Genomic DNA, 24620 nt, shown 5'->3' with positions numbered 1-24620 from the left:
CGCAGCGAAAGCGTCACCGCGAAAAGATCAGCATCCCGGCAATCCACCACATCACCACACCCACGATCACATCGAGCACGCGCCACGAGAGATCTTTCTCGAACAGCGGCCGCAGCAATCGGGCGCCAAACCCGAGCGTGGTGAACCAGATAACCGACGAACACATCGCCCCGGCTGCGAACCACGCGTTCCCCGGCCAGGCGTATTGCGCGCCGATTCCACCGAGCAACACGACGGTGTCCAGATAAACGTGCGGATTGAGCAGCGACAAGGCGAGCACAGTCGATGCCGCTTTCAACGCCGTCTGCGTCTCGCCGTTTTCGGCCTGCAAATGCCCCGGCCCTTTCCATGCCGCATGAAAAGCCCGAACGCCATAGAGGAACAGGAACACCGCGCCAGCCCATCGAATCACGTCGAGCAGCACCGGCGCGCGGGCAATCAACGCCCCCATTCCGCCTATACCCAATCCAATCAGCAACACATCGATCAGCGCGCAGATCGAGACGACCAGGCCTACGTGTCTGCGCTTCAAGCCCTGCCGTAATACAAACGCGTTCTGAGCGCCAATCGCGATGATCAAACTTGCGCCAAGCCCGGCGCCGGATAAAAAAACTGCTGTCGTCATTCTGCGTCCGGTTGCTGCCCTGGCGCGGCGCGCGCGAACGCATCGATTTGCCCAGCGTGATCGACGATACGTTCGATCGTCGGATACCGGCTCATATCAATGTTGAAACGCCGCGCATTGAACACTTGCGGCACGAGACACAGGTCCGCAAGCGTGGGGGTATCGCCGAAGCACAGCGCGCCCACGCGCGGATCGTTCGCAAGACGCTTTTCCAGCGAGCTGAATCCCGCTTCCAGCCAATACCGGTACCACGCGTCTTTCGCTTCTTCGCCAACCTTCAGCGTGTGCTTCAGGTACTTCAGCACCCGCAAGTTGTCGATGGGATGAATTTCGCAAGCCACCTGCAGCGCGACCGAACGAATGAACGCACGATCGAGAGCGGTGCCCGGCAGCAATGCCGGCTCGGGATGCGTCTCTTCCAGATATTCGATGATCGCAACCGACTGCGTCAGCACGTCGTCGCCGTCCACGAGCGTTGGCACGATGCCATCCGGATTCAGCTCTCGATACTCGGGCTTAAGTTGCTCCCCACCATCGCGCAGCAGATGAATCGGTGCGTAGTCGTAATCGAGCCCTTTGAGGTTCAGCGCAATCCGCACGCGATACGCGGCCGAACTCCGAAAATAGCTATAGAGCTTCATCGTCCCCTCCCGTTTTTAAAGTCAGACCACGCGCACCGCAAATTCGCCGATTCCGTCCACGCCACCTTTCATCAAGTCGCCTTTCTGGATTGCGCCGACGCCTTCAGGCGTGCCCGTGAAAATCAGGTCGCCGGGGAACAACTCGAACAACGTCGATAAATACGCGATCGTCTCGCCGACCGACCAGATCAGTTGCGAGATGTCCGAGCGCTGCTTTTCTTCGCCGTTGACCGTGAGCCAGATCGCGCTTTTTTCCAGATGACCGACTTGCGCGACCGGATGAATTGGACCAAGCGGCGCCGAATGATCGAAGCCCTTCGCGGTATCCCACGGACGGCCGAGTTTCTTCGCTTCGGCCTGCAAGTCGTGGCGAGTCATGTCGAGGCCGAGCGCATAGCCGAACACGTAGTCAAGCGCTTGATCGGCGGGAATGTCCTTGCCCCGCTTGCCGATGGCCGCAACCAGTTCCATCTCGAAATGCACATTCTTCGATTGCGACGGATACGGGAATTCGCCGGTCGCGCCGGGTGCGACAAACAGCACGGCATCAGCGGGCTTGGCGAAAAAGAACGGCGGCTCGCGGTCCGGATCGTGGCCCATCTCACGCGCGTGCGCCTCGTAGTTCCGGCCGACGCAATAAATCCGGCGAACCGGAAATTCGTCGCTGGAACCGGCTACCGGTACAGCGACCACGGGCGCCGCAGCAAATACATGACTCATCGCGCTTCTCTCCTGTTGGTATGACTCGACCCGGATGGCTCGACCAAGGACTCAAGTTTAACGTGCGCGGTTTGCCGTCGCGACTCGGCCGAATGGCATGGGAGGTGAGGCAGACGCGGCTCAATTGCTTGCAAGGCCGCCGCAAATGCGGTACTGAATATGTTTCCGCACTGCGCAACTGAAGCGGCTGAACGTGCACAACCAGACGGCCGCCCGGACCATTCGATGACCGACTCCCCTGCTTTCCCCTGCGCCCGTTTCATCAAGGAAATTGGCCGCGGGCCAAACGGTGCGCGTGCGCTCACGCGCGAGGACACATACGCGCTCTACGAAGCGATGCTCGACAACCGCGTCTCCGACCTCGAGCTCGGCGCGGTATTGCTGGCGTATCGCGTGAAGGGGGAGACCTCGGCGGAGCTCGCCGCGATGCTCGCGGCCGCGCATCGTTCATTCGAGCCGCTGCATATCCAGAATGGCCGCGATGACGCGCGTCCGGTATCGATTCCGACTTACAACGGCGCGCGCAAGCAGCCCAACCTGACACCGCTTCTGGCGCTGCTGCTCGCGCGTGAAGGCGTGCCTGTGCTCGTGCATGGCGTCACCGACGATCCGGGGCGCGTGACGAGCGCCGCGATCTTCGCGGAACTGGGTATCGAAGCATCGACGTCACACGATGAAATCGAGGACAACCTCGCCTCCCGCCGCCTGTCGTTCGCGCCCATCGGGGTGCTCGCGCCGAAGCTCGCGCGTCTTCTCGCCATCCGGCGGATCATGGGCGTGCGCAATTCCACGCACACGCTCGTCAAGATCCTCCAGCCGTTCGCGCAGCCCGGCCTGCGGCTCGTGAACTACACGCATCCGGAATATCGGGAAAGCCTGACGGGACTTTTCACCGAACATCCCGATGCCGCCGCTGGCGGCGCGCTGCTCGCCCGAGGCACGGAAGGCGAAGCGGTCGCCGATACACGCCGTCAAGTGCAAGTCGACTGGTTTCACGATGGTCACGCGGAAACGCTGGTCTCGCCGGAACGCTCGTCGCCGGAAGCGCCTGCCGTGCCCTTGCCCGAGGCCCTCGACGCAGCGACTACCGCGCGCTGGATCGAGACCGTTCTGCGCGGCGAAGCACCGATTCCCGCCGCACTCGCGCGTCAGGCCGAGCTGATTGCGGAAATCGTCAGAAGACAAGAAGGTTGACAAACCCGCACGCCGTCGGCTACTGTGCAGAAATGAGTTTTGCCCAGTTCTCCTCCCTTCGAATTACCCTGGGTCGCCTAGCGCGGCCCCTATCGCTACGTCTAGCGTAAGTCGCTAAACGTGGCGCCGTGCGTTCCCAACGCCCGGTCCCGCCTGTAGTTCCGTAGTGCCCCTTTCGCAGTTCCCTTTTCACCACCCGTAGTCGTCTGCTTTCGTCCGTTCATCCACGGCCACGAAAACGCGAGGATCACATGCACGCTGCATTTGCATCGTTCACGTTTGTCACCGGCGTCATCCGCGTCCGGGCAACACGTGAACCCTGGCAGCGCGCATCGGACCCATGCCGGCAAGCCGCCGGCCAAGTGTCCGCCTCGCAACGACTGCGCTTTCACGCGTACAACGCGTTCAGCCGAGGCCCACGATGATGATGCGCAACCCTTCCGAGAAATACCGCCCTTTTCCTCAAGTCACGCTCAAAGGCCGCCAATGGCCGACCCGTACGATCGAACGGGCGCCCATCTGGATGAGTACCGATCTTCGCGACGGCAACCAGGCGCTGATCGACCCGATGAGCATCGACGCCAAACTCGAATTCTTCGAGATGCTGGTGGCGGTGGGTTTCAAGGAAATCGAAGTGGGTTTTCCGTCGGCATCGCAGACAGATTTCGACTTCGCGCGCAAGCTGATCACGGAAAACCGCATTCCCGCCGATGTCACCATCGAAGTGCTCGTGCAATCGCGCCGGGACCTCATCGAGCGAACGTTTGAAGCGGTGGAAGGCGCGCCGAACGTGATCGTGCATCTGTACAACGCGATCTGTCCGTCGTTCAGAAAAATCGTCTTCGGGATGACGAAGGAAGAAACCAAGGCGCTGGCGGTGGAAGGCACGCGCATCATCAAGGAATGCGCCGCAGCGCACCCCGGCACGCGCTGGACGTATCAGTATTCGCCGGAAACGTTCAGCATGACCGAGCTTTCGTTTTCCCGCGAAGTCTGCGACGCCGTCGCGCAAATGTGGCGGCCGACGCCCGATCACAAGATGATCGTGAACTTGCCCGCCACGGTCGAAGCGGCCATGCCCAACGTGTTCGCGGATCAGGTCGAATGGATGGACCGCAACATGGGTTATCGCGACAGCATCGTGCTTTCGGTGCATCCGCATAATGATCGCGGCACAGCGGTCGCCGCGGCGGAACTCGCGATCCTGGCAGGCGCGGATCGCGTGGAAGGATGTCTTTTCGGCAACGGCGAGCGCACTGGCAACGTGGATCTCGTCACGCTCGCCATGAACCTGTACACACAAGGCGTCGACCCAGGCCTCGATTTTTCGGATATCGATGGCGTGCGGCGTGTCGTCGAACGATGCAATCTGATCCCCGTGCATCCGCGTCACCCGTATGCCGGCGATCTCGTGTTCACGGCCTTCTCAGGTTCGCACCAGGACGCAATCCGCAAGGGATTTGCGCAGCGCGTGGCCGGCACCGTGTGGGAGGTGCCCTATCTCCCGATCGACCCCGCCGACCTCGGCCGTAGCTACGACGCCGTGATCCGCGTGAACAGCCAGTCGGGCAAGGGAGGCGCGACTTATCTCCTCGAACGCGGGTTGGGCTTCACGCCGCCGCGGCGCGTGCAGATCGAGTTCAGCCACGCTGTTCAAAAAGTCGCCGATTCCTCCGGCGAAGAAGTTTCAGGCGACGCCATTTGCGCCCTCTTCAAACGCGAATACTTCGATGCAAAAGGGCCCGCGTCACGCGCCGACGCTTCGGCGATTCGCTTCAACGACCGTCGCGTAGTGGTGCCGGTGTCGAAGACGGCCGACGAAGCGCATGCCCAGGCCGTCGCGGCTGCAATGAGCGAGGCGGCGGGCGCCGCGGTCGGTGTGACTTCGTTTGAGACAGCGGTGACGGCTAAGGGAGAGACGGCGGTGTTCATCGGTTGCCGGATTGGCGATCAGACCGCGCGTTACGGCGTCGCCGTGCATGCAAACGCGGTTCAGGCAATCAGCGATGCGATTATCAGCGCAGTCAACCGCTCGCGCTGGGCGGGACGCAAGGCGGTGGAGGACGAAGCGGTTGCGGCTTAGCGTTTAGCAAATTTTTGCGAGTGGTAAAACAGGTGATTCCTGGGGACCGGCACCGCGATCTGCGCTTACAAGGCGCTGTCCTTCGCTACGGGTCTTCAGATGCCCAACCCGGCGGGCATCGACGGCGCTAATCCAGCGCCACGCGGGTCGCCTGCATCGCGAGCAATTTGTATTGGCCATCGACGTAAAGATGAACCGCCGTGTAAGCGATCGGAAACAACAGTGCGCCGTTTTTCGACTCCATCTCGATCAGCGCGCGTCCATGCACTATCCACGTGTCCCGCCCGCCCGGCATCAGGTCCTGAGTCTCGATCTCGATTTGCCGGTAGCGCCGCCGGCCGGCGGTGATTGCATCGATAAACTGCCGCTTCGACTCACGCTTGCCGTTGGTGTGGACATAGCTGGCGTTGTCCGCCAGCAGCTTGTCGAGCACCTCGCCGTCGCCGTCGACCATTGCGCGAAAACGGCTGCGCTCGAGTTCGCGGATTGCCTCGGCGGGCGCATCGGGGGGTTGTGCCGGCATCGATCGGTTCCTCTCACGATGGAGGACCCGATGGACCCGGTCCCCGTCAGAAGTTGTACTGCAGATATAACTGGCTGAAATTTATACCAGGATTCGGGTGTTCGATACCGGCGTTGGATAAATGCTGAAACCGAAAGCCCGCCTGGTAGTTCTGATGCGCGCCGAACGCCGCGCCGACACCCACCATGTCGGCAAACTGGAAGGACGATGAGAACGTACGGTCCTGCGTCTCGCGCACGTGCGACAGGAGCCGCACGCCGACGCCCGCCTCCACATACGGCCTGAACCAGCCAGAACTCTTGATGAACCGGAATACCGGCGTCAGCCCGAATTCCCAGATATTCGGATGCGCAGCGTTGCTCTCGCGGATGTCCCAGTAAGCGACGTGCGCTTCGCCAACAACGGTGAAATGGAAGCCGCCGATTTCCCACCAAGTCAAGTTCGGGTCCCACACAACGCCAACATCCGCCTTGCGGACATCGTGGTCGGCAACCCCGCCGGCGATCTGCACGCCAAACTGGTCTGCCTTGGCACTCGCCGAAACCAGGGCAAGCGCCCCCAACAAGGCACCGTAAAAAGAGCGTTTTTGCCAAACACTTTTGTTCTTTCGCATGAACTACTCCGGAGCTGGTTTCTCGAAACGCAATTACCGCTAAAGCGGCACGTCGCCATTTTAGAGACGGTCTCAAAAAAAAGCTCAAAACAGTTCTGTGGATTGTTGGAAATGCGGCATTAAGTTTCGCCGATCGACGATTTAAGAGGTAAATCGTGCGAAAACTTGCAAGTTTCTTTCGGTAAAATTGGCAAGGAACTCGTTTCTTCCGGCGAAATCGAAGGAAAGGTTCGGGAAACCACCTACGGGCTATTGGAGCATCAGTTCTAATAGCTTTTGGGGAACTCTTGGATTGATTGCCCCTCTAATCTTTAGCACTCGAAATAGCAGAGTGCTAATATTGCGGCTGGACCCGGTTTTTCATCGGGTTTTTTGTTGATAAGGAGCAGACAAGCGTGACCAATGCGATAACCCTTCCGAATACTGGACACTCGGCGTCGGCCAAGGCCGCTTCGGCAGGTGCGCTGACGTTTGCGCAGTCGTCCATGTTGACCGGTCAGATCGGCAACATCGACGCCTACATTTCGGCTGTCAACCGGATTCCGATGCTAACGCCGTCGGAAGAACGTCAGTACGCCACCGAATTTCGCGAGAACGACAACCTCGACGCTGCCCGCCAGCTCGTGCTGTCGCACTTGCGCCTGGTCGTGTCCATCGCCCGGAATTATCTGGGCTATGGCCTGCCGCATGCCGACTTGATCCAAGAAGGCAACATCGGCTTGATGAAGGCTGTAAAGCGTTTCGACCCGCAGCAAAATGTGCGGCTCGTTTCGTACGCCATGCACTGGATCAAGGCCGAGATTCATGAATACATCCTGCGCAACTGGCGCACGGTGAAGGTTGCGACCACAAAGGCACAGCGCAAGCTGTTCTTCAACCTGCGCAGCCACAAGACCGGACACAACGCGTTCACACCGGGCGAAGTGGACAGTCTTGCAAAAGAGCTGAATGTGAAGCGCGAGGAAGTCTCGGAAATGGAGACGCGTCTATCCGGCGGCGACATCGCGCTGGAAGGCCAGATTGACGACGGCGAGGAATCGTACGCGCCGATCGCCTATCTGGCTGATTCGCACAACGAGCCGACCAACGTGCTGGCATCGCGTCAGTTCGACAAGCTGCAGAGCGAAGGATTGTCCACCGCGCTTGAATCGCTCGATGAACGTAGCCGCCGGATCGTCCAGGCGCGCTGGCTCGAGGTGGAAGACGACGGCTCGGGCGGCAAGACGCTGCATGAACTCGCCGACGAATTTGGTGTATCGGCCGAGCGGATTCGTCAGATCGAAGCGAGCGCAATGAAGAAGATGCGCACGGCGCTGCACGAATACGCGTAACCCGTAAGCCGAAAGGTCGAAAAGCCCGCTGTCGAAAGACAGCGGGCTTTTTTTCTGTGCGAGTGAGCTTGGGAGCCTAGCGCGACATCATGTGGTGGCCGACGTTATGCATCACCCATAACGTGCCGCCGATCACGATCACCGCCACCAGAACGGTGAATCCGAACGCGACGACGTTCCATCGCTGCGATGACGACGTGTTCATGTGCAGGAAGAACATGAGATGCACGAGGATCTGGATGAACGCGAGCACCGAGATCGCGATGATCGTTTCAGTCTGGCCCAACGCCTGTTGCATGACCAGGCCGAACGCTGCGGCCGTGAGCACGACCGAGAGAACAAAGCCTATGACATACGAGCGCACGCTGCCGTGGCCCGCGCCGGTATCGATTGAATGTGCGTGTGCCATTTATACGACGCTCGTCAGATAAACAAAGGTGAAGACGCAGATCCAGACGATGTCCAGGAAGTGCCAGAAAAGGCTCAGGCACGCGAGGCGCGTCAGATCGCGTTGGGTAACTTTCTTGTTGCCGATAACCTGCACAGCCAGCACGACCATCCAGATCAGGCCTGCCGTGACATGCAGTCCGTGTGCTCCCACCAGCGTGAAAAACGCCGACAAAAACGCGCTGGTGCCCGGGCCATAACCCTGCTGGATCAACAAGTGAAACTCGTGTATTTCCAGCACGATAAACGCCGCGCCCAGCAGGAACGTGACGCCGAGCCACGCCAGCAACGCAGCCTTCTTGCCCTTGTACGCGGCCAGCATGCCGAAGCCGAACGTGATGCTGCTGACCAGCAGGATCGCGGTTTCCAGCATGACCCCAGGCAGTTCGAAGACGTCCTTGCCTGAAGGACCACTTGCAAACTGGTTTCCCATCACGGCGAATACGGCGAACAACGACGCAAAGATGATGCAGTCGGTCATCAGGTACACCCAGAACCCGAGGACCGTATTCGATGAACCGTGATCGTCGTGCGATTCCGGCGAATCGAGTGAGAGGGTTTTAGTCAGCATTACAGTGCCTCCTGCAGATCGCGCGCGCGCGTTTGCGCCGGCGAGCCATCCATTCCGGCAACGGTCGCGGCGGGAATGGTGTAGTCGATGTCGGTGTCGTTGCTGCGAATGATCAGCGTGACGATCACGCCCAGCAATCCGGCAGTAGCAAGCCACCAGATGTGCCAGACCAGCGCAAAACCGATCGCCAGACTGAACGACGCGACGATCAGGCCGGCGCTCGTATTGCGGGGCATGTGGATATCGCGATAGGCCTCGCGTGCGTGACGCGTGCGGCCGCGTTCTTTCATGTGAGCGAAGGCGTCGAGTTCATGCACCACGGGCAGGACCGCGAAGTTATAAACCGGCGGTGGCGAGCTGGTCGCCCATTCGAGCGTGCGGCCGTTCCACGGATCGCCCGTGACGTCCTTGTATGCCGGCGAATTGCGCTTCACTACGCTGACCACGACTTGAGTAATCTGAAGCACCACGCCGAGCAAGATGATCAACGCGCCGATCAGCGCGACGATCATGTACGGTTGCCAGCCCGGTGTGTCGTAGTGGTTCATACGGCGGGTTGCGCCCATGAAGCCCAGTACGTACAGCGGCATGAATGCGGTCCAGAAACCGATGAGCCAGCACCAGAACGCGCACTTGCCGAGCGTTTCGTTCAGCTTGAAACCGAACGCCTTCGGGAACCAGTACGTGAAGCCGGCGAAATAACCAAACACCACGCCGCCAATGATTGCGTTATGGAAGTGAGCGATCAGGAACAAGCTGTTGTGCAGCACGAAGTCCGCGCCGGGCACGGCCAGCAGCACGCCCGTCATGCCGCCGATGGTGAACGTGATCATGAAGCCGATCGTCCACAACACAGGCGACGACAACTCCAGGCGGCCCTTATAGATGGTGAACAGCCAGTTGAAGATCTTCACGCCGGTCGGAATGGCGATGATCATGGTCATGATCCCGAAAAACGCATTCACGTTCGCGCCGGAACCCATGGTGAAGAAGTGATGCAACCAGACCAGCAACGACAGCACCATGATCGAGCACGTGGCATAGACCATTGTCTTGTAGCCAAACAGCGGCTTCTTGGCGAACGTGGCGACGACTTCCGAATAGATGCCGAACGCCGGCAATACCAGGATGTACACCTCCGGATGCCCCCAAGCCCAGATCAGGTTCAGATAAAGCATGGCGTTGCCGCCGGCGTCGTTCGTGAAGAAGTGCATGCCGAGATAACGGTCGAGCGCGAGCAATGCGAGCGTTGCGGTCAGGATCGGGAATGTGGCGAGAATCAGCACGTTCGAGCACAGCGACGTCCACGTGAATACGGGCATCTTCATGTACGTCATGCCGGGCGCGCGCATCTTGATGATCGTGACGAAGAAGTTGACGCCGGTGAGTAACGTTCCTATTCCGGAAAGTTGCAAACTCCATAAGTAGTAGTCGACACCCACACCCGGACTGAACTGCAGCTCGGACAGCGGCGGATAGGCAAGCCAGCCCGTTTGCGCGAAGTCACCGATCACCAGGGAAACGTTGATCAGGATCGCTGCAACCGCCGTCATCCAGAAACTGAGCGAGTTGATGAACGGAAACGCGACATCGCGTGCGCCGATTTGCAACGGCACGACAATGTTCATCAAGCCGATCATGAAGGCCATCGCCATGAAGAAAATCATGATGACGCCGTGCGCCGTGAAGACCTGGTTGTAATGCTCGGGCGGAAGGAACCCGGGCCCGTTATAAGCGAGTGCGAGTTGCGTGCGCATCATGAGCGCATCGACAAAACCACGCAGCAGCATCAGCACCGCTACCACGATGTACATCACGCCAATCTTCTTGTGATCGACCGACGTAAGCCATTCACGCCACAAATAGCCCCACTTTCCGGACCACGTCAGCCCGACGACCACGGCCACCACGATGAGCGCCATGAACGCTGCCGCACCCATGATGATGGGCTGGTCGAACGGTATGTCCGCCAGCGTTAGTTTTCCCAGCAAATTTCCAAACATGACTTATCCCTTCGTACGGCAGATGGGGTCGGGTATGTTGCGAGCATGCCCGTTGTTGTATTTCGCGACGATGTTCTGGAACAGATTCGCGTCGACCTTCGAGAAGTACTGGACCGGCTGCTTTTCGGTCGGCGCGGCAACAGCGGCATAGTTCACGCCATCAAGCTGGCTCGGCGATGCCTTCACCTTTTTGACCCAGGCTGCGAACTCTTCGGGCGTGGTCGCGATGGCGCGAAACTTCATATCCGAAAATCCATGTCCGCTGAAATTCGCAGACAAACCGGCATAGTCGCCGGCATGGTCCGCGATCAGATGCAACTTGGTCTGCATGCCCGCCATTGCATAGATCTGACCGCCCAATTGCGGGATGAAAAACGAGTTCATCACCGAATCCGAGGTGATCTTGAAGCTCACCGGGGTACCGACTGGAAATTGAATTTGATTAACTGTGGCAATGCCAAGATCCGGATAGATGAAAAGCCACTTCCAGTCGAGCGCAACAACTTCGACATTGATTGGCTTTACCTCTGATTCCAGCGGCTTATAAGGATCCAGTGCATGTGTACTCTTGTAAGTCAGAATACCGAGATAGAGAATGATCAGTGCAGGCACCAGCCAGATCACAATCTCGATCTTGGTCGAATGCGCCCATTTCGGTAAATATTCAGCGGAAGTATTCGACGCCCGATACTTCCATGCAAACAGCAGCGTCAGGAAAATAACCGGTACGACCACGATCAGCATGGCATACGTGGACGTCAGAATAAGATTCTTCTCAGCCAGTCCGATGCTGCCTTTTGGATCAAGAAGATCCATCTGGCCGCCGCACCCTGACAGAAGAAGAGCAGGGAAAATTGCGAACCGCTTGCAAAACCCCGACCCGGATTTTTGTTTCATACCTTGCCCGATTTCAACGTTTTTGAGATATTACGTTTTAGACTTTTAACTAGTCTCGGGAGAAGGGTAGCGCGATTTCAAGGCCTGGCTTAATCCAACTTTTTCTAAAAATCTTTTGTGTTTATTTAGTGCGTCTTATTGCCACAAGTAACTAAGTCCTTTGTCAGGGATATTTAATAATATGACCGAGTTTATTTACATGTGATGCGAATTCGTAACTGCGACGCGCACATCCGCCTGCGGCTATTGGCTTACCTCGAGCAGGGTCTCGGTATCCACGACCCTTCGCGCGTTGAAATTTGAAAGGTCAAATCGGTCGTTTTGCAGCGCAGAGCCCGGTCCCACGAAGGGGCTCGCTGCAAGTTGATTAGGTTCACTGATGTTTTATTCCGGCAAGTAATAAACCCGGATCATGACTTTCGCCATGCTGGGTTTTAAATGCAGTCTGGGAATTTGAAACTCGGTGAACCCATCGTTGTAGATGGGTTCACGTTGACTACAGCGCGTCTGCGGCCGAAGCCCTATGCCTCAGCCGCGCTCTCTCACTCCGCGCTTACGCCGGAAGCGGAGACGCTCCGTTACCCGTCGACAAACGCTTGGCCATCGTGGCGGCATAACGCGGCGCCGAGTTACCCACGACAATGTGGAAGGTATCGGCGGAAACCCACGCTACATCGAGCGTCGACAAACGCTGACGGTCAACCGACGACGGATCGCGCACGACCACGCGCAGACGCGTGGTAGCCACGGCGTCGAGCGAAGCCACGTTCGTTGCGCCGCCGAACACGGCAAGCCAGCGCACCGGATCCGGATCGAGCGGACCTTGCTCGGCGGCAGAAACCGAAGCCAATGGCGCGGCTTCACTGGCAGCGGGCGTGGACGAAGCCGGCGTCGCACCGCGAGTCGACGAACGCTCGAGTTGGGTACGGATTTCATCGGAGATGAGATCGGCTTCCGGCCCAATGATGACCTGCACGCTCGTCGCACCGCGCTTCAACACGCCGCGTGCACCGATTGCCTTCAGTTGCGGCTCCGAAACCTTCTCCGAATCCACCACGGACAAACGCAGACGGGTCGTGCAGGCATCGACGAGCGTCAGGTTCGACGCACCGCCCAAGGCCGCGATGTAACGCACAGCGCGCGGCACCGTTGCGCCAGCCGTCGGGGAAACAAAGCCCGTGTTGTCGAACGATTCGACTTCGGCGTCCGTCGTTGCGGGCTCGCGACCCGGCGTTGCCATGTTGAACTTGCGGATGAAGAAGCGGAACAGGCCGTAATAGACCAGTCCGTAGACCAGGCCGATAGGAATCGCCAGCCAGCCGCGCTGCGACAGACCGTAGTTCAGCACATAGTCGATCGCACCAGCCGAGAACGTGAAGCCCAGGTGAATGCCCAGCGCCGAGCAGATCGCGAGCGACAGCCCCGTGAGCACAGCATGGATGGCGTAGAGCGCGGGGGCGAGGAACATGAAGCTGTACTCGATCGGCTCGGTCACGCCCGTCAGGAACGCGGTCAAGGCCATCGAGAACAAGAGGCCGCCCACCACTGCACGACGTTCCTTCGGTGCTTCGTGGAACATGGCAAGACACGCTGCCGGCAAGCCGAACATCATGATCGGGAAGAAGCCCGTCATGAAACCGCCAGCGGTTTTATCGCCAGCAAAGAAGCGGTGCAGATCGCCCGTCACTGCTGCGCCGCCGCCCGGTGGCGTGTACGAACCGAACACGAACCATGCAAGCGAATTCAGGATGTGGTGCAGGCCCGTGACCAGCAGGATCCGGTTCAGCACGCCGAACACGAACACGCCGAGAGCGCCGGCGCCCGTCAGCCAGCCGCCGGCTGCATCGATGGCTGCCTGAATCGGCGTCCAGATATAGCCAAAGACGATACCGAGCACCAGGCAGACGACTCCCGTGACAATCGGCACGAAGCGTTTCCCTCCGAAGAACGCGAGGTACTCAGGCAGCTTGATGTCTTTGTACTTGTTGTAGAGAAACCCGGCCACGCAACCTGCAACGATCCCCGACAGCACGCCCATGTTGAGCTTGTCGTTGATGTCTTTCATCACCGCGATTTCGATCAGGTAACCGATCGCGCCAGCCAGGCCGGCGGTACCGTTGTTGTCTTTCGCAAAACCCACTGCCACGCCGATGGCGAACAAGAGTGGCAGGTTTGTGAAGATTGCATCGCCTGCATCGGCGATCATCTTGATGTTGAAGACATCCGGCTGGCCGAGGCGTAATAGCAGCCCGGCCACCGGTAGCACGGCAATCGGCAGCATCAGCGCGCGGCCGAGACGCTGCATTTTTGCAAACAGGTTAGCGTCCATCGAATTCTCCAAAGAAAGTGTCTTGTCGTTGATCGTGAGGTGAAACGTGTTGTCGATCGATTCTTTTTACTAGTGAACGCGAAGCCTGGCAGCCGGAAGGACGTGTTAGTCCAGCGGCCAGATTTCGCGGCTTGCTGCTCTTACTGCCTGTGCCGATTCGAGCGCCAATGCATCGAGCGCGCGCTGACGGCACAGTGGGTAATCGAGTTTGCGCACGAGCGCCTTGATGCCGGGAACCGAAACCGGGTCCACCGATAATTCCGTCACGCCCAAGCCCACGAGCAAGGGCACCGCAACCGGATCGCCGCCCAGCGCGCCGCACACGCCGACCCATTTGCCGTGCTTCGCCGCGCCATCGGTTGCCGCCTTGATGAGGCGCAAGACCGCAGGATGCAAACCGTCGGCTTGAGCAGCGAGATCCGCCTGGCAACGGTCCATGGCGAGCGTGTATTGCGTGAGGTCGTTCGTACCGATGGACAGGAAATCCGCGTGCTGCGCGAGCTGGTCGGCGAGCAACGCCGCCGACGGCACTTCGATCATCACGCCGACCTGGATGGGATCGGTCCGGCCGATCTCGGCCGCTAGTTCATCGATACGCTTTCTCAGCCGCACGAGTTCGCCCGAGTCGGTCACCATGGGCAACAGGATGCGCACCGTGCCGAACGGCTTCACCGCGAGCAGACCACGCAACTGGTCGTCGAGCAGATCCGGGCGCACCTGCGCGAGGCGAATGCCGCGAAGTCCAAGTGCCGGGTTGGTTTCGGGCGGCAGCGTGAGGTAATCGACTTCCTTGTCCGCGCCCACATCGAGCGTGCGGATGATGGCCGTGCGTCCGCTCAGCGCGCCGACTATCGATTGATAACTTTCTGCATGTTCAGCCGCGGTCGGCGCCGACTGGCGATGGATGAACAACAGCTCGGTACGCAACAGGCCGACGGCATCCGCGCCGTTTTCCACCGCTGTCTTTGCGTCGTCGAGTGTTGCGATGTTCGCTGCAACTTCGATGGTCCGGCCGTCGCTGGTCGCGGCCGCGGCCTGCGACGTCTTGCGGTTCACCTCGCGCACACCCGCGAGACGCTGGCGCTCGAGGCGCGCGCGTTCCACATCGAGTGCGGTCGGTGCGTATTCCAGGCGGCCCGCCGATGCGTCGACCACGACTTGCGTGCCGTCGGGAATCGCGTGCAGTGCATCGCCCACGGCAACCAGCGCCGGAATGCCGATCTGGCGCGCGATGATCGCCGCGTGCGAGGTCGCGCCGCCACGCGCCATGACCAGCGCCGTCACGCGCGTGCGGTCGAGCGAAGACAGATCGGAAGGCGTGAATTCGTCGGCGGCGAGGACGGCTTCGTCGGGCAACTGACGCGCGGCCGTGTTCGTGTATCCGAGCGCTCGCAGCACACGCTTTTCGATATCGCGAAGATCCGCGGCACGCTCCGCGAGCAACGCGTCTTCAACGTTGGACAACAGCACGATCTGCGCGCGAATCGCCTCGCGCCATGCGAACCCGGCGCTCTTGCCGAGGCTGATCAGGTCGCGTGCGGCATCGAGCAATGTCGGGTCTTCGAGCAACACGCGATGCACCGCGAAAATGCCCGCCTCGCCGACCGCGCCGCGCTGCGAAGCGGTGCGCACGGTTTCGTCGAGTTCGGCGTCGATGGCCGCAATCGCCTTGTCGAGCAACCGGCTTTCCGCCGCCGAGGTCCCCGTCGCCTGTTCGGGCGGCGTGACGTCGTTGTCGTCCCAGCGGACGAGCTTGCCAACAGCAATTCCCGCCGACGCACATACACCCGCCAGCGTATTCGGATCGAGCGGCGTGCCCGCGTCGCGTACAACCGCAACAGGCGCCGGCGAACGAGTACGTGCCGGCTTTTCTTCCACTTCGCCATGTGCTTCACGCAGCAATTCCGCGGCGACCGCTTCCACCGCCGCCGCCGCTTGCGAACCCACGCCAAGCAGCTCGACGGTCGCCCCTTCGCCCGCACCCAGTCCGAGCAGGCCGACGACGCTTTCTATGGGTGCCTTGCGGCCGTTGAAACGCACCTCGACCTTTGCGTCGAACCCGCGCGCCGCTTCGCGTGCGCGTGCGGCCGGCCGCGCGTGCAAGCCGCCCGCGTGGCCGAGCGTGACGCTACGGCGCGCTTCTTCCGTGACGTTGGCCGGGCTGCGCGCCGCGTCCGCCTTCACGCCGTCCTTGCTGCGCAACACCAGCAACTGGCTTTCGCCCGCCCGCAACATGCCAAGGCCGGCGCGATCGATCACTTCGAACGCGTCGCTGTTCGCCACCGCGATCACAGAAACAAGACTCGGCGCGTGTTGCGCAACGAAGTCCGCATCGAATTCGATCAGCACGTCGCCCGCGCGCACGGTCGCGCCCTGCTCGACCTTCGGCGTAAAACCTTTGCCGCCGAGCTCAACCGTATCGATACCGATATGCACGAGGATTTCCGCGCCCTGCGCCGTACGCAAGGTCACCGCGTGATGCGTGCGCGCGAGGTGCGTGATGACGCCGTCGCACGGCGAGACCATCACGCCCGCGAGCGGATCGATGCCGATGCCGTCGCCGAACATGCCGTCGGCGAAGACCGGATCGGGCACTTCGGCGAGTGGCACCATCGGCCCGGTGAACGGCGCGACCAATACAAAATCGCTCAGGTTTTCAGGGGAATGATTCAACAGGGACTCCTCGGCACGGCGCATCGGATGACTCTCGATTAACGGGTTTCGGTGACTTTGGCCAAATGGCGCGGCGCGTCGGGATTGCGCCCGCGCGCGGCAGCCAGGCTGTCGGCCATCACATAGAAAGACAGGATCGCTGCGATCGGATCAAGCGCGAAGTGCGCGGTCTCGACCAGCGGCAAGTTGGCTTCGGGGATATCGGCGGGTGCTGCGAGCAGCACGCGTGCGCCGCGGGCGCGCATGTCGTGGGCAAGCTGCACCAGGCCAGCCTGCTCCGGTCCGCGCGGTGCGAACACGAGAAGCGGATAGTCCTCGCCGATGAGTTCCATTGGCCCATGCCGCACTTCCGCGCTCGAAAACGCTTCGGCCTGAATGCCCGACGTTTCCTTGAGCTTGAGCGCCGCTTCCTGGGCGATTGCCAGGCCAAGTCCGCGGCCGATCACGATCATGCGGTCGACGTCCTTGAGTTCGCTGACCGCGTGCGACCAGTCGAGCTTGCCGGCCGCGCGCAACGCGTCGGGCAAGGATTTGAGCGCGTTGAGCAATTCGGCGTCTTTCTGCACATGCGCAATGACGATCGCCGAGAGCGACAGGATCGCGATATAGCTCTTGGTTGCCGCCACGGACAACTCCGGGCCGGCGAGCAACGGCAGGTTCCACTCGCAGGCTTCGGCAAGCGGTGAATTGGGCGCATTCACTGCCGCGACGGTCAGGGCGCCTGCGTCGCGCAGTGCCTGCATGGTGCCGATCAGATCCGGGCTTTTGCCCGACTGCGAAAACGCCACGGCCAGTTGGCCCTTCACGCGCAATGGTGCTTGCTGCAGGGTGGCGACCGACATGGGCAACGACGCGACCGGCACGCCGATACGGCTCATCGTCAGTCCTGCGAAGTAACTTGCGGCGTGATCCGACGAACCGCGCGCAACCGTCAGCGCGACATGCCGCGGCTCTTCGGCGAGCCGGGCGGCGAGTGCTTCAATGTGGGACGTATCGGCAAGCTGGGCAACCACCACGTCGGCGGACGCCAGCGCTTCATCAAGCATATTCGACAATTGATTCACCTTCTACATAAGTTGCTGTCAACGCCAGTTCACGGTCGAACACGACGAGGTCCGCCCACGCGCCACGCGCGATCCGGCCCCGGTCTTCGAGTCCGAGGTAATCGGCGGCGTAACGTGACAGGCGATTGGAAACATCTGCCATCGGCAAGCCGATGGAAACAAGATTGCGCAGCGCCTGGTCCATGGTCAGCGTGCTGCCGGCGAGCGTGCCGTCGGCAAGACGCACGCCGCCCATGCACTTGGTCACGTGCTGGCTGCCCAGGCGATATTCGCCATCAGGCATGCCGGAGGCCGATGTGCTGTCGGTCACCACATACAGGCGCGGAATGGCTCGCAACGCGGCGCGGATCGCGCCGGGATGCACGTGGAGAAGATCAGGAATCAGTTCGGCGTACTCGGCATGCGCGAGCGCAGCGCCGACCATGCCGGGATCGCGGTGATGCAGCGGCGACATGGCGTTGAACAAGTGCGTGAAACCGCGCGCGCCGTGTTTGAGCGCGTTGACCGCGTCGTCATACGTCGCCAGTGAATGACCCAGTTGCACGCGCACACCGCGCGCCGCCATTTCCTGGATCACTTCAATGTGCCCCGAGATTTCCGGCGCGATGGTCACCACGCGGATGGGCGCGAGCGACAGATACTTCAGCACTTCGTCGCGCACGGCGACGGCTGCTGCATCGGGTTGCGCGCCGAGCTTGCCCGGATTGATATATGGCCCTTCGAGATGCACGCCCAGCACACGCGCGCCACCCGGCGCGCGGCGAACGGACTGCTCGCCGAGGCCGGCGACCACCGCCATCAGTTCGTCGCGCGGTGCGGTCATGGTGGTGGCGAGCATGCTGGTCGTGCCGTGCTTCGCGTGTTCGCGCGCAACGGTCACGGCCGCATCGCCACCTTCCATGATGTCGGCGCCGCCACCGCCATGAACGTGGCAGTCGATGAAGCCCGGCAGGATATACGGGTCGTCATTAGTCCTGGGGTCCACGCTCGCACCTTCGAGCGCCGTCACCCGGCCGTTCTCGAACGCGATCGAACCGTGGATCCAGCCGTCGGTCGTCAGGATGTTTCCTTTCAGCATGAATCTCTCTCGTGAAACGTACTGCGTGACGCGCGTGGGTCGCACTCGCGTGGCGGGCGGCCCTGAAGCGCTCGCACGGCGGCGCTTCGACGCGTGGTAAGGCTCCGTCAGCCGCCGCGCCCGCTGCGAGCAGGCTGGAAAATCGCCATGAGACGAAACGGCGTTTCCCCGCAACGACTTACTTCACCCTGGATGGTTTTTATCGACACCTTCTGGTGGTACCTCACCGCGTGGCCATCGCCTCCCGCCCGATGAACATGTGCAATCAAGCACCGGAACCTCACCTTAATTGACATTATTTGATCAATTTTCACGATGACCCCGTCGACGAAATGTCCATAGGAATCGTCGCACGGCAGGTGCAATCGGCGAGCCCATTATATAACCAAAATAATACCAGTCAATTTACGAAATGATTATTTGAGTTATTATAAAACTTGTTAATAATCAATGATTTATACAAATTCTGATGCGATCATACGATCGGTTTCGCATTAGTAATTACCCTTGCATGCAGCCCACTTCAGTGAGGCCGGTCTACACACTATAGACGCCCGGCGGGCTTCGCAAGCTGCCGTCTGACGCAAGGATGGCACGGTCATACTATTTTTCGGCACAATGATTCAAATCGGTTCGCCAGGGGAAACGGCGAACCGTGAACAACATGATGAGAGAGGCGAAGAAATGAGGAGCCGTAGCTCGAACGAGGGAATGACTGAAGCAGTGCGCAAGTTTCAATGGTTTTACACGCGGCACGTCTGGGCGCCGTACGAACTGACGGAGCAAAGTGCGTTATCGCCAACCGAGTGGCGCGTCCTTTTCGCGGTGATGCATGCGGGCACGACAATCGCGGCTGATCTTTCGCGCACCCTCCAGATCAACACGGGTTATCTAAGCCGGCTGCTGAACGATTTCGAGCGCAGCGGGTTGATCGTCAGGAGTCCATACGCCGGCGACGCGCGCAGCAGGCATATTTCGTTGACGCCTGCCGGGGAGAGCGTGCTGGCTGCGACGAGCACGCACGTACGCAACAATGTCTCGACGGCTCTCGAAGCCATGACGCCGGACGAGGGCTCGCAACTGATGGCATCGATGGAGCTCGTCGAGAAACTGCTGACACTGCCGCAGGTGTCGCCACGCACAACGCTGCGTGGTCCGCGCCCGGGCGACTTTGGCTGGATCGTCGAGAGCGAAGCGCAACTCGGTGTCGGGAGCAACGCCACACGACGGGCACGCGAGATGCGCGCCGCGAGGGTCGTCGCAGAATATCTGACAGCGCCCGATCCTACGCGCAACAGGTGCTGGATTGCGGAGAAAGAAGGCGTGAGCGCGGGCGCGGCCATGCTGATCAGCTCACCTTCATCGGCGGTTGCGTGCATAACAATGCTCTTCGTCGACCCGGAATCGGGACGCGAAGGCATCGACCGGCGTTTGCTCGAAGCATGCCAGGAATTCGCCACCGAATCGGGCTACGAGCGCGTCGAATGCGTGGCGGGTCTTTACCTTGATCTGGCAGAACCGCTGCTTCGCGGTTGCGGATTTCAAAAGCAGCGCGACGACGAAACGGTGTGGGAGAAATACTTGAAGTAGCCGAGTCTGAAAACAAAAGCCCGTCCCAACTTGCGTTGAAACGGGCTTTTGTCTTTTGCGCCTGCGCGGCGTGTGTTGCGCTTAATCCAGCAGCAATTTCAGATCATGAACCCAGATGTCGACACCCTGCCCGTCGCGAGCAAATAGCCTCAAGCGTCCCTGCGGATCGAAGACGTAACTGGCCGCCGTATGGTCCATTGTGTATTCGCCCGCTGCCTTGCCCGGAACCTGCGCGTAGTACACGCGGAAGTCCTTCGTGATCTTCACGAGTTGCGCGGTATCGGCGGGACGCAAGCCGATAAACGACGGATTGAACGCCGCGACGTATTCGCTCAGCAAAGGCGCGGTGTCGCGTGCGGGATCGACGGTGACCATCAGGACTTGAACGCGCTTGGCGTCATCGCCGAGCTTCTGGAGCGCCTGCGATAACTCAGCCATCGTGGTCGGACATACGTCCGGGCAATGCGTATAGCCGAAGAACAGCACGACCGCCTTGCCCTTGAAGTCGGCCATTGTGCGGGTCTTGCCAGTTGTATCAGGTAACGAGAAATCGCTGCCGAACTGCGTGTTGCCGGTAATGTCGAGATTCGTGAATGCCGGCTTGCTGTCGCACGCGGCGAGCAATACGGCAGCGAATGCCAATCCCATCCAGACAACGATCCCGCGAACTGAAAACTTCATACGCCGATCACCGTCCGCACGTAATGATCCACGAGCAGTGCGCCGAACAGCAGCGACAGATACACGATGGAGAACCGGAAGGTCTTGCGCGCGAGAGCATCGGAGTAATCACGATAAATCTTCCACGCATACCCGAGGAACATGCCGCCGAGCACAACGGCGGATGCGAGATACAGCACGCCACTCATGCCCGAAATGAAGGGCATCATGGTCACGGCAAAGAGGATCACGGAGTACAGCAGGATGTGCAGGCGCGTGTATTTCTCGCCGTGCGTATTGGGCAACATCGGCAAGCCGGCGTTCTCGTAGTCCTTCCTTCGGTATAGCGCGAGCGCCCAGAAATGCGGCGGCGTCCATACGAAGATGATGAGCACGAGAATCCAGGCGTCGCCGGGAACATGACCCGTCACCGCCGCCCAGCCGAGCGCCGGTGGCATGGCGCCGGAAGCCCCGCCGATCACGATATTTTGCGGCGTGGCCGGCTTCAGCAAACACGTATAGATCACCGCATAGCCCACGAACGTGGCGATGGTCAGCCACATGGTGAGCGCATTCGTGAACGTGTAGAGCGTCCACATCCCGGCTGCACCGAGCACCGCCGAAAACAGCAGGATCTGCGCAGCCGTGATTTCGCCACGCGCCGACGGACGCCATGCGGTGCGGCGCATCATGGCATCGATTTTTTGTTCCATCAGGCAGTTGATGGCAAACGCGGCGCCGGCCAGCAGCCAGATGCCGACCGTTCCGCCGATCAACACAGTCCAGGGCACCATGCCGGGCGTCGACAAGAACATGCCGATGACCGCGCAGAACACCGCAAGCTGCGTGACGCGCGGCTTGGTCAGCGCAATGTATTGCGAGAGGCGGCTACCGGAGGGAGAAATCAGTGTGGTGCTGTCCATAGAAACTCACGGAGCTTGGCGCGGGAATGATGCGGATACCGCGTCCAGCGAGGCGGTGGCGGACGATCCCGCAGCGGGACTCAGGGCGTGGCCGTGGCGGCTGGAAGAGATCCGAAAGTTTATCATAACGAGCAGCAGCAGCAGGATGGCCGCACCACCGTTGTGCGCCACCGCGACAGGCAGCGGCCATTGCAACAGGATGTTCGAGAGGCCGGTCAGGAACTGCACGACGATCACGAACATTACGCCGTTTGCCGGCTTTCTCAATGACTCAAATCGACGCAGCTTCGCAGCGAGCCACAGCAGATAAAGCACCACGACGACCGCAAACGTACGATGCGTCCAGTGGATTGCGACCAGCGCGTCTTGCGAGATGACATCGCCGTCGCCGGTCATGCCGAGCGCGCGCCACAAATGAAAGCCGTGCTCGAAGTTCATCGGCGGAATCCAGGCGCCGTTGCATAGCGGGAAGTCCGTGCAGGCGAGTACTGCGTAGTTCGTGCTGACCCAGCCGCCCAGTGCGATCTGCACGATCAGCAACAGCAAACCCACGAGCGCCGCTGGAAGCCAGCGGGCGGCGGCAGGGTTTATCGACGGAATCGGCGTCTGGCGCGCCGCCAGCCAGCCGAGCGAGCCGAGCAACGCGAGCCCGAGCAGCAAGTGAATGGTCACGATCACCGGCTGCAGCTTCATGGTGACCGTCCACGCGCCGAACGCGCCCTGCACCACGATCAGCAGCAGGATGGAAGTTGGCCACCACGGAGAGACGTGCAACGGGCGACGTTTCAGACGCGCCGTCCACGCAATGAGCACCTGCGCGATGATCAAAACGCCGATCGCCATCGCGAAATAGCGATGAATCATTTCAATCCACGCCTTGCCGATACTGACCGGGCCGGTGGGCATCGCCTGGTGCGCCGCCGTGATTGCGGCGTGCGCAATAAAAGGCGACGACGTGCCGTAGCAACCCGGCCAGTCGGGACAGCCGAGGCCGGAGTCCGTGAGGCGGGTGAAGCCGCCGAACATCACGAGATCGAGTGTCAGGAAGGTGGTCAGCCAGACGAGCTTGCTAAATTTATTGTCGTCGGCTTTCACCCACACATAAGAAAGCGGCAACAACGCAATGCAAATGCCGATCAAGCCTAGTTGTAAAACGTAAGTCATGCCTGCATGGCCCCTTTTGTCTCAACCAATCCGCGACCACTTCAGCAGCTTCGCCAGATCCGCCTTGATCTTTTCCGGCTGCGGGTCCTTCGGGAAACGCATCATCAGGTTGCCGTTTGGATCGACGAGAAAGATGTGATCGGTGAGTTGCGAATCCGCGCCCGCCGGCAGCCACGCGGCCACGGCTTTCGGATCAGCGATGAGCATGCGCGTGTCCGGCTGCGGATACGCCGTCTGGATCACCGAGGACACGGGTTTGTCATCGGTACGCAGCCATACGTTGACCACGCGCTCACGTTCAGCCGACTGCAGCGCACGCACCTGCCGCATGAAGAAGAGACGGGTGACGCACTTTTCGTCGCAATCGCCGCCGTTGACCGTGACCATCAGCCACTTGCCGCGCAAGGCGGAGAGCGGCATCGGCTTGCCTTGTTCGTCGGTGACGACGAGTTGATCGGGAATCGGGCGCTGCGGTTCGACCAGCGCGCCATAGCTCGTCGTACCGCCCGTCGGCTTGACGACGTAGTACATGAAATACGACGCAAGCACCGGCGCCGCGCACACGAAGGCGAGCAACAGCAACATCCAGCGCCCCTTGTTCCACGAACCGGGCGTGCGTTCCTGTTGCTGCGCCCGCGCTTTGTTGACAGCGGACGGCGAAGGACGGGGAGTTTGCATGGACAAAATGTTGCCTCTAGTTGTTGGTCGCTTGGTTCGGTTTGCGTAGCGTCTTTAAATCTTCTGGTCGAGCGGCTGTGCCGGAAGATCCTTCGACTCGTCTTTCTTCGCGGCCCGTCGCGCGGCATACAGGCCGAATCCGAGCGCCGCAGCCGCCATGCCCCACCACTGGAGCATGTAACCGTAATTCGTATCGACACCCATGGTGGGCGCCGGCCAGTCCCGCACCAGCTTGTCACCGGTGTTGTTCGATTGCTGGATCACGAACGGTTGCAGCGGCAAGCCGGTCTCGGCGGCATAGGCGGCGACACTCAGGTTCTGTCGAATCTTCAGTTTCGCATCCGATCCGCCGCGCCCGAGCTCGAACGCCTGCGATGCATTTGCGCGCGCAATCCCCTCAATGTCCACTTCGCCGCCAGGCGTGAGATACGGTTCGATACCCGTACGATCCGCCAGATTCCGTGGCAGCCAGCCGCGGTTCACCAACACCACGCCGCCATCGTCGAGCTTGAGCGGCATCACCACATAAAACCCCGGCTGGTCCTGGTAGGGCCGATTGTCCAGATAGACCACCTGATCGGGCAGGAACGTGCCGCGCGCCTGCACGCGATGAAACTCGACATCCTTCAGGGCGATTGGCGCTGCGCTCACACGTTGCGCCGGAGCGTTCTCGAACGCAACGATCCGCGCATTGAGCTGCTCTTTCTGATGCGCACGATCGCGCTGCCAGAAGCCCAGACGCACCGTCACCGCCATCACGATCAGGATGATCAGCGCCGGCCAGAAGCGGATCTTCATACCGCGACCGCCGTA

At 60.5% G+C, this 24620-nt stretch carries 22 protein-coding genes; 4 read left to right on the top strand and 18 right to left on the bottom strand.

Annotated elements, in window-relative coordinates:
* Positions 1–13 precede the first annotated feature (13 nt).
* Genes AX768_RS00680 through AX768_RS00670 form a run of 3 tightly spaced genes read right to left on the bottom strand, consistent with a single transcriptional unit; the run spans position 14 to position 1986 of the window.
* Positions 14–625, bottom strand: coding sequence for a LysE/ArgO family amino acid transporter (locus AX768_RS00680; RefSeq protein ID WP_061998354.1), 612 nt, complete (start codon positions 623–625; stop codon positions 14–16).
* Complete coding sequence (maiA, locus tag AX768_RS00675; protein ID WP_061998353.1) at positions 622–1266, bottom strand: maleylacetoacetate isomerase; 645 nt, start codon at positions 1264–1266, stop codon at positions 622–624. Before maiA ends, AX768_RS00680 begins: the two co-directional genes overlap by 4 nt.
* Positions 1267–1287: 21 nt before the next feature.
* A complete protein-coding gene (locus AX768_RS00670; RefSeq protein ID WP_061998352.1) occupies positions 1288–1986 on the bottom strand; it encodes a fumarylacetoacetate hydrolase family protein in 699 nt (232 codons plus the stop codon).
* Positions 1987–2211: 225 nt separating this feature from the next.
* Here AX768_RS00670 and ybiB point away from each other — a divergent pair, with 225 nt between their 5' ends.
* Complete coding sequence (gene ybiB, locus AX768_RS00665) at positions 2212–3180, top strand: DNA-binding protein YbiB (protein ID WP_062000663.1); 969 nt, start codon at positions 2212–2214, stop codon at positions 3178–3180.
* 424 nt (positions 3181–3604) lie between these two features.
* Positions 3605–5263, top strand: coding sequence for a 2-isopropylmalate synthase (gene leuA, locus AX768_RS00660; RefSeq protein WP_062000662.1), 1659 nt, complete (start codon positions 3605–3607; stop codon positions 5261–5263).
* 127 nt (positions 5264–5390) lie between these two features.
* On the opposite strand, the gene AX768_RS00655 is transcribed toward leuA, so the two are convergent.
* A complete protein-coding gene (locus AX768_RS00655; RefSeq protein WP_061998351.1) occupies positions 5391–5786 on the bottom strand; it encodes a nuclear transport factor 2 family protein in 396 nt (131 codons plus the stop codon).
* 46 nt (positions 5787–5832) lie between these two features.
* Positions 5833–6399: an acyloxyacyl hydrolase gene (locus AX768_RS00650; RefSeq protein ID WP_061998350.1), complete on the bottom strand. Its 567-nt coding sequence runs from the start codon at positions 6397–6399 to the stop codon at positions 5833–5835.
* Positions 6400–6794: 395 nt separating this feature from the next.
* Here AX768_RS00650 and rpoH point away from each other — a divergent pair, with 395 nt between their 5' ends.
* On the top strand, positions 6795–7730 hold the full coding sequence (gene rpoH, locus AX768_RS00645) for an RNA polymerase sigma factor RpoH (protein WP_061998349.1): 936 nt from the start codon (positions 6795–6797) through the stop codon (positions 7728–7730).
* 76 nt (positions 7731–7806) lie between these two features.
* On the opposite strand, the gene cyoD is transcribed toward rpoH, so the two are convergent.
* From cyoD to nagA, 8 genes are all read right to left on the bottom strand, one after another.
* On the bottom strand, positions 7807–8139 hold the full coding sequence (gene cyoD / locus AX768_RS00640) for a cytochrome o ubiquinol oxidase subunit IV (RefSeq protein WP_061998348.1): 333 nt from the start codon (positions 8137–8139) through the stop codon (positions 7807–7809).
* Positions 8140–8748 carry a cytochrome o ubiquinol oxidase subunit III gene (gene cyoC / locus AX768_RS00635; RefSeq protein WP_061998347.1) on the bottom strand — a complete coding sequence of 203 codons (609 nt, stop codon included), beginning with the start codon at positions 8746–8748 and terminating at the stop codon, positions 8140–8142.
* A complete protein-coding gene (cyoB, locus tag AX768_RS00630; RefSeq protein ID WP_062000661.1) occupies positions 8748–10739 on the bottom strand; it encodes a cytochrome o ubiquinol oxidase subunit I in 1992 nt (663 codons plus the stop codon). Before cyoB ends, cyoC begins: the two co-directional genes overlap by 1 nt.
* A gap of 15 nt (positions 10740–10754) precedes the next feature.
* The gene (cyoA, locus tag AX768_RS00625; protein WP_061998346.1) at positions 10755–11648 is read right to left on the bottom strand and encodes a ubiquinol oxidase subunit II; all 894 of its coding nucleotides are present in this window, start codon (positions 11646–11648) and stop codon (positions 10755–10757) included.
* Positions 11649–12201: 553 nt separating this feature from the next.
* Positions 12202–13977: an N-acetylglucosamine-specific PTS transporter subunit IIBC gene (gene nagE / locus AX768_RS00620; RefSeq protein ID WP_061998345.1), complete on the bottom strand. Its 1776-nt coding sequence runs from the start codon at positions 13975–13977 to the stop codon at positions 12202–12204.
* 105 nt (positions 13978–14082) lie between these two features.
* Positions 14083–16674 carry a phosphoenolpyruvate--protein phosphotransferase gene (gene ptsP / locus AX768_RS00615; RefSeq protein WP_061998344.1) on the bottom strand — a complete coding sequence of 864 codons (2592 nt, stop codon included), beginning with the start codon at positions 16672–16674 and terminating at the stop codon, positions 14083–14085.
* A gap of 14 nt (positions 16675–16688) precedes the next feature.
* A complete protein-coding gene (locus AX768_RS00610; protein WP_061998343.1) occupies positions 16689–17696 on the bottom strand; it encodes an SIS domain-containing protein in 1008 nt (335 codons plus the stop codon).
* Positions 17689–18792 (bottom strand): N-acetylglucosamine-6-phosphate deacetylase, encoded by a 1104-nt coding sequence (gene nagA / locus AX768_RS00605; RefSeq protein ID WP_061998342.1) that lies wholly within the window; start codon positions 18790–18792, stop codon positions 17689–17691. Before nagA ends, AX768_RS00610 begins: the two co-directional genes overlap by 8 nt.
* A 711-nt stretch (positions 18793–19503) precedes the next feature.
* Here nagA and AX768_RS00600 point away from each other — a divergent pair.
* Positions 19504–20382: a bifunctional helix-turn-helix transcriptional regulator/GNAT family N-acetyltransferase gene (locus tag AX768_RS00600; RefSeq protein ID WP_061998341.1), complete on the top strand. Its 879-nt coding sequence runs from the start codon at positions 19504–19506 to the stop codon at positions 20380–20382.
* Between the two features lie 81 nt (positions 20383–20463).
* Here the strand turns inward: AX768_RS00600 and AX768_RS00595 are convergent, their stop codons facing one another.
* The 5 genes from AX768_RS00595 to AX768_RS00575 are packed head-to-tail and all read right to left on the bottom strand — an operon-like array spanning position 20464 to position 24605.
* On the bottom strand, positions 20464–21030 hold the full coding sequence (locus AX768_RS00595; RefSeq protein ID WP_439823473.1) for an SCO family protein: 567 nt from the start codon (positions 21028–21030) through the stop codon (positions 20464–20466).
* Positions 21031–21059: 29 nt separating this feature from the next.
* On the bottom strand, positions 21060–21965 hold the full coding sequence (gene cyoE / locus AX768_RS00590) for a heme o synthase (RefSeq protein WP_061998339.1): 906 nt from the start codon (positions 21963–21965) through the stop codon (positions 21060–21062).
* A gap of 6 nt (positions 21966–21971) precedes the next feature.
* Positions 21972–23129 carry a COX15/CtaA family protein gene (locus AX768_RS00585; RefSeq protein WP_061998338.1) on the bottom strand — a complete coding sequence of 386 codons (1158 nt, stop codon included), beginning with the start codon at positions 23127–23129 and terminating at the stop codon, positions 21972–21974.
* A 21-nt stretch (positions 23130–23150) separates the two neighbouring features.
* Positions 23151–23813 carry a cytochrome C oxidase subunit I gene (locus tag AX768_RS00580; RefSeq protein WP_082778707.1) on the bottom strand — a complete coding sequence of 221 codons (663 nt, stop codon included), beginning with the start codon at positions 23811–23813 and terminating at the stop codon, positions 23151–23153.
* Between the two features lie 48 nt (positions 23814–23861).
* Entirely contained in the window at positions 23862–24605 is a 744-nt protein-coding gene (locus tag AX768_RS00575) for an SURF1 family protein (protein ID WP_061998336.1), read from the bottom strand.
* Positions 24606–24620 lie beyond the last annotated feature (15 nt).

The organism is Burkholderia sp. PAMC 28687 (assembly GCF_001577465.1).
Lineage (GTDB): Bacteria > Pseudomonadota > Gammaproteobacteria > Burkholderiales > Burkholderiaceae > Caballeronia.
The sequence above is the reverse complement of the archived record's forward strand: the minus strand, read 5'-3'. Positions and strand labels throughout refer to the sequence as shown.

Excerpts from the sequence above, each read along its gene's own strand:
- AX768_RS00600 (WP_061998341.1), top strand. The coding sequence starts at position 19,504 with ATGACTGAAGCAGTGCGCAAGTTTCAATGGTTTTACACGCGGCACGTC.
- AX768_RS00610 (WP_061998343.1), bottom strand. The coding sequence starts at position 17,696 with ATGCTTGATGAAGCGCTGGCGTCCGCCGACGTGGTGGTTGCCCAGCTT.
- ptsP (WP_061998344.1), bottom strand. The coding sequence starts at position 16,674 with ATGCGCCGTGCCGAGGAGTCCCTGTTGAATCATTCCCCTGAAAACCTG.
- nagA (WP_061998342.1), bottom strand. The coding sequence starts at position 18,792 with ATGCTGAAAGGAAACATCCTGACGACCGACGGCTGGATCCACGGTTCG.
- cyoD (WP_061998348.1), bottom strand. The coding sequence starts at position 8,139 with ATGGCACACGCACATTCAATCGATACCGGCGCGGGCCACGGCAGCGTG.
- AX768_RS00575 (WP_061998336.1), bottom strand. The coding sequence starts at position 24,605 with ATGAAGATCCGCTTCTGGCCGGCGCTGATCATCCTGATCGTGATGGCG.
- ybiB (WP_062000663.1), top strand. The coding sequence starts at position 2,212 with ATGACCGACTCCCCTGCTTTCCCCTGCGCCCGTTTCATCAAGGAAATT.
- AX768_RS00595 (WP_439823473.1), bottom strand. The coding sequence starts at position 21,030 with ATGGGATTGGCATTCGCTGCCGTATTGCTCGCCGCGTGCGACAGCAAG.
- cyoA (WP_061998346.1), bottom strand. The coding sequence starts at position 11,648 with ATGAAACAAAAATCCGGGTCGGGGTTTTGCAAGCGGTTCGCAATTTTC.
- nagE (WP_061998345.1), bottom strand. The coding sequence starts at position 13,977 with ATGGACGCTAACCTGTTTGCAAAAATGCAGCGTCTCGGCCGCGCGCTG.
- leuA (WP_062000662.1), top strand. The coding sequence starts at position 3,605 with ATGATGCGCAACCCTTCCGAGAAATACCGCCCTTTTCCTCAAGTCACG.
- AX768_RS00655 (WP_061998351.1), bottom strand. The coding sequence starts at position 5,786 with ATGCCGGCACAACCCCCCGATGCGCCCGCCGAGGCAATCCGCGAACTC.
- AX768_RS00585 (WP_061998338.1), bottom strand. The coding sequence starts at position 23,129 with ATGACTTACGTTTTACAACTAGGCTTGATCGGCATTTGCATTGCGTTG.
- maiA (WP_061998353.1), bottom strand. The coding sequence starts at position 1,266 with ATGAAGCTCTATAGCTATTTTCGGAGTTCGGCCGCGTATCGCGTGCGG.
- cyoE (WP_061998339.1), bottom strand. The coding sequence starts at position 21,965 with ATGGACAGCACCACACTGATTTCTCCCTCCGGTAGCCGCCTCTCGCAA.
- cyoC (WP_061998347.1), bottom strand. The coding sequence starts at position 8,748 with ATGCTGACTAAAACCCTCTCACTCGATTCGCCGGAATCGCACGACGAT.
- AX768_RS00680 (WP_061998354.1), bottom strand. The coding sequence starts at position 625 with ATGACGACAGCAGTTTTTTTATCCGGCGCCGGGCTTGGCGCAAGTTTG.
- AX768_RS00650 (WP_061998350.1), bottom strand. The coding sequence starts at position 6,399 with ATGCGAAAGAACAAAAGTGTTTGGCAAAAACGCTCTTTTTACGGTGCC.
- AX768_RS00670 (WP_061998352.1), bottom strand. The coding sequence starts at position 1,986 with ATGAGTCATGTATTTGCTGCGGCGCCCGTGGTCGCTGTACCGGTAGCC.